Below are 4,457 nucleotides of genomic sequence, written 5' to 3' on the forward strand. Positions count from 1 at the left end.
GAAAGCTACACGGCCGGCCTCCATCTACGCGGATCGATCATGTGGTTGAAGTCCCTGACCTCAACCACATGATCCGAACCTTGAACAGCTCCTAGGCCGGGCCGCCGGTCAACTGCTGCTCTGATACGAGGAGGGATCGTCTGTCGTGGACCGGCTTCATTTCGAAACGGCCAGGTTCACCATGCAGGAGCGCATCCGTGAGGCGGAGCATGCGTGTCTGGCTGCGGAGGCGCGCAACTGTATGGACACGACCAGGCCGGAGCCCGACGGCATGCCCGCAAGGTGACCGTCGCGGCAGCTGCCCTGGCCCTGACCGCGGCCGGGGCCACCGCCGGGGCCGGCCAGGCCCAGGCCGCCAGCGTCTGGAGCAACGGCTGGGACACCTACAGTGCGGCCATCCGTTGCACCGTCGGAAGCGACGAGGCCACCCTCTTCTGCCTCTACTACAGCCCTGGGGCGAACGGCGCCGTCTGGACTACGAACTACGACCAAACCAACTTCCGCGCCACCTACCCGACCGGCTTCAGCTGGGAGGTGCCCAAGTTCCGCAGCGACCGCTACGGCTCCGCGGGCGCCGGCCAGCAGGTCCTGCGCGACGCGGCCAGTGCCGAGAACGGCACCTCGCACGCCAACCTCGCCGTCTTCTCGGGCCTGCTGTTCAACGGCGACGTCACCTGGATCCCGCCGGGCCGCGGAGGCAATCTCAGCTCGTACCTCCGCAACAAGAACGAGAGCGCGCAGCTCTACTACTGAGCCTGAGCAGTCGGGTCCGCCTCGCCTCCTTCAGGCGGCAAAGCGGCGTCCGAAAGGCGGACTCGGCACAGGCCGACGTCGCCCAGTAATCCTCCAGCAGCAGCAGACTGCTGCCCCGCACGGGAGCCTGATGACGAGGGCGGTCGAGGTCGCCGCTGTCCGCCGGTCTCGAGCAACGCCCACGAATCTCCAGGAGACGCATGACGCCCCGCCACCGGCCCGACGCGCGGACTCGGCATGCGGCTGACGAACCGCGACCGCAGGACGGGAACCGCACCACCTCCCGGCGCCACGTCCGCCCCGGGACTGGCGACCGTCACGCTTCTGGCGGCCGTACTCCTCTCCCAAGCAGCCTGCGCAGCGCCGGGCCCGTCCGCGCCGGTCACACCGGTTCCCACGCCGACCGTCACCAACGGCGTTGGGGAACTCAGCCTGCCCATCGAGGCCTACATGCTGACTCCAGCGCAAGCCGTCGACTACGACTGGCTGCGTCAGGCCTCCACCGGCGACTGCATGAGGCGCTACGACCAGCCGTACACGGTGCCGGCCAGGCCCACCATGGGCAGCCTCCGGTACGACCGGTACGACGTTCTCAGTCGCCGCTACGGAATCTCTGACCTCGGAGCGGCCCAGAAGTGGGGTTACCACCCCGGCCGGACACCTTAGCTGCCTCGAGCGCGAAGCCCACGGCATTCGGACAGCTGCCGCAGGAAACGCAGACCGTTCTGATGGGCGCCGATCCCCGGGACGGCCGACGCGTGACCTCCTTCGCCGGTAAGCCACTGCCCGAGGGCGGGTGCCTCGCTGAGTTCGACCGCCTCCTGCCAGGCGCCCGCGGCGGACCCGCCGGCCCGGCCGGCGGAGGAGAGGGAGTCGTCACCACCATCAAGGCGGCGTCGTTCACCGACTCCCAGTCCGACTCCAGGGTCGTCGCCGCCATCACCTCGTGGTCCGCCTGCATGAGGACCCGCGGCTTCAGTGTCACGCACCCCCTCACGGCCAGCGACCCCTTCGCAGCGGCCACCGGGCCCGCGAGCACCCAGGAGATCGATCAGGCCCAGGCCGACGTGACTTGCAAGCAGGACACCAACCTGCTGGGCGTGTGGTTCGCCGTCGAGTCGGACTTCCAGAACAAGTCGATCAACAAGAACTCGGCAGAACTCGCCAAGATCAAGACGACCCTGGACGCTGAGACCACCACCCTGGACAAGCTGTTGCATCAGGTCCGGACCGAAGCGCCCCAGTAGCTCCGCACGAGGCTGGTCGGCACCCCGACGTGCCGTCTGCTGATCGTGCCCCAATTCACCATTAACACCTGCTTCCGACCCCTCAGCTCAGCGGCCGTTTTGGAGAGCTAAGCCCTGAGGCAAAGCGTTTGCGGAACTGTCACTGTGACGCTTCCGCGAAGGGCGCTCAGCTCGCCGCAGCAGCGGAGCCGGCGGCTTCCCTGGGAGGGGTATCGTGACGGCCTCGTTGGGGCGCGCAGCCGGCGTTGCACCTCGGTGGACTGTCCGCCTAAGGGCTGTCCCGCACCGACCGTCACAGCTCCGGAAGCGGCGGGATTTGGTCCATCATCTGCAGCAACCTCCTTGCAGCTGCGGCCTCCTCCGGCCGTACGGAGGAGGCTACGCCTTCGATGACTGACCGGCCCGTGTAGACGGCTGTCCTTGCGGCCGCCTCCCAGCCGGGTTGCTGCCGGTAGCTCGTGTCGCGTTTGCTGCCTCCGGCCGCCGCAGCGGCGGAGTGCCACTGGTCGGTCTGGCAGATGCTTCCCAGCAGGTCTAGCAGCTCGGCCTTGCAAGCCACGTGCGGAGCTCCTGCCAGCTCTACAAGGAACGGAACTGCGGGGGCTGTGGCCTCGCTGACGACGAACCCGAGCGCGCAGACGGCATCGCCCAGTTCCTCGATCGCGGTGCGGGCCGTGTCCTCGTCTCCGTACGCGATCCGGGAGAGCAGAGGGGGAATGCCGCTGGCCGGAGCCCCCGTTGCGTCGTGAAGGTCCGCCCATCGGACTCCGGAGACGCTCCTCAACAGACTTCCCACGCCCTGCTCCTCCTCAGATCCTCGCGTCCGCCCCCAGGCCATCCTCCGGCTACTGGTACCCCGGGCGGGCGGCACTCCCACCGTCAGGTGCCGCGGGGCCCGGCTTGGTGCCATGATCTTGCCGTGGCTGGAGTGATCACGGCGTCGGAACCGTCCTGGATCGGCCCGTTCACAGGACTGGGCCCGCGCGAGTTCAAGAAGCTGATCACGATGCTCCGCCGCGAGGGCGCCGACACGGTTCGCCCCGGGCCGACCGTGGAGCCTCCCGCTGGAGGACCGGGTTCTGCTGGTCGCGGCCTACTGGCGAACCAACCTGACGCTGCGGCAGCTGGCTCCGCTGTTCGGGGTGTCCAAGTCCGCGGCCGGCCGGATCATCGAGCACACCGGCCCGCTCCTGGCGCTCAAGCCCCGGCGCCGGTTCAGCAAGGACACCGTGCTGATCGTGGACGGCACCCTGGTCCCCACCCGCGACCACACCATCGCCGAGCAGTCCAAGAACTACCGGTACTCCGCCAACCACCAGGTGGTCATAGACGCCCACTCCCGGCTGGTCGTGGCGGTCGGCAGACCTCTGCCCGGTAACCGGAACGACTGCAAGGCATGGGAGGAATCCGGCGCCAAGGCTGCCGTCGGCCGCACGACCACGATCGCCGACGGCGGATACCCGGGCACCGGCCTGGTCATCCCGCACCGACGCCCCAAGGGCGGCGAGCTCACCGACTGGCAGGCCGACCACAACCGCGAGCACAAACAAGTCCGCGCCCGCGTCGAGCACGTCTTCGCCAGGATGAAGACCTGGAAGATCCTTCGCGACTGCCGCCTCAAGGGCAACGGCGTCCACCACGCCATGCTCGGCGTTGCCCGTCTGCACAACCTCCTCCAGGCTGCATGAGCCCGCGCGCTGCCGGTCGACTGAGCATGCCTCGAACCACTCAAAGATCAATTACGGGACAGCCCTTAGGCGCGAGGAGCATCAATCCATGGTGCCGCCGGGCACGCGGGCGCCGAGCAGGCCGCAGCCGGTCCGGACGGACCAACAGCTCTCCATGACATCGGCCGTGAACCGTCCGGCCACCATGGCGCCAGTTTGGGTGAGGCACGACAATCCGTTGCCGACTACCGCTCCGATACCGCCGACCATGCCACCAGAATCGCCCCGTCGACTCGGCACGGTCGAACTCATACCCTCTGGCCTGCGCGTTTCGAGGCGAGAACTCGGATCGCGAACCAGGCCCACGTCGCCGTTGAACCCCCCTTGACCCGCGCCTGAATCCGGCTAGGTTCCTCCTGCGCCGCGACCGGACCACCCGTACCGGGCAGCTTCGCGCCGCATCTTCGCACGCAGAGCCTCAATGAGGCCACCACGAGATGAGGAACCATGAGCGTCACCAGCCAGCAGGCCGAGGACTATTACTGCAACGGTGCTTACCGTGATGAGGCTTCAGCTCTTGGGCTGTGGCGTCGTCTCTTGTAGTGGCTGGTCCGGGCCTGGTGTTGGCGTCGGCGGCGCCATCGGGACCAGTGCAGGACGTGGGCGCTGCTGCGGCGGACGGAGCGCGTGAGGCCGGTGATCAGTCGGCGGATCTCGGGGACGGTGAGTGGTATCAGGTCTGGTGTTCGAGCTGGTCCGGCCCCCTTTCGAGCTGCTGGGCCCGCAGGAC

The 4,457-nt window shown here is 68.1% G+C and carries 4 protein-coding genes and 1 pseudogene; 4 read left to right on the forward strand and 1 reads right to left on the reverse strand.

Features of this window, described 5'->3' with window-relative positions:
- Window positions 1-282 precede the first annotated feature (282 nt).
- From ACFWA9_RS38390 to ACFWA9_RS38400, 3 genes are all read left to right on the forward strand, one after another.
- Complete coding sequence (locus ACFWA9_RS38390) at window positions 283-753, forward strand: hypothetical protein (protein WP_380394092.1); 471 nt, start codon at window positions 283-285, stop codon at window positions 751-753.
- A 450-nt stretch (window positions 754-1,203) separates the two neighbouring features.
- Window positions 1,204-1,419 carry a hypothetical protein gene (locus ACFWA9_RS38395; RefSeq protein ID WP_380394095.1) on the forward strand — a complete coding sequence of 72 codons (216 nt, stop codon included), beginning with the start codon at window positions 1,204-1,206 and terminating at the stop codon, window positions 1,417-1,419.
- Between the two features lie 92 nt (window positions 1,420-1,511).
- Window positions 1,512-2,000: a hypothetical protein gene (locus tag ACFWA9_RS38400; RefSeq protein WP_380394098.1), complete on the forward strand. Its 489-nt coding sequence runs from the start codon at window positions 1,512-1,514 to the stop codon at window positions 1,998-2,000.
- A gap of 292 nt (window positions 2,001-2,292) precedes the next feature.
- Here ACFWA9_RS38400 and ACFWA9_RS38405 read toward each other — a convergent pair whose 3' ends face one another.
- Entirely contained in the window at window positions 2,293-2,796 is a 504-nt protein-coding gene (locus ACFWA9_RS38405) for a hypothetical protein (protein ID WP_380394101.1), read from the reverse strand.
- A 123-nt stretch (window positions 2,797-2,919) separates the two neighbouring features.
- Between ACFWA9_RS38405 and ACFWA9_RS38410 the strand changes: the two are divergent.
- A pseudogene (locus ACFWA9_RS38410) lies at window positions 2,920-3,688 on the forward strand (transposase).
- Window positions 3,689-4,457: the final 769 nt, after the last annotated feature.

The sequence above is a fragment of the Kitasatospora sp. NPDC059973 genome (genome assembly GCF_042737525.1).
Classification (GTDB): domain Bacteria; phylum Actinomycetota; class Actinomycetes; order Streptomycetales; family Streptomycetaceae; genus Kitasatospora.

What these genes read in the sequence shown, in the direction of transcription:
- ACFWA9_RS38395 (WP_380394095.1), top strand. Translation starts at nt 1,204, where the DNA reads ATGCTGACTCCAGCGCAAGCCGTCGACTACGACTGGCTGCGTCAGGCC.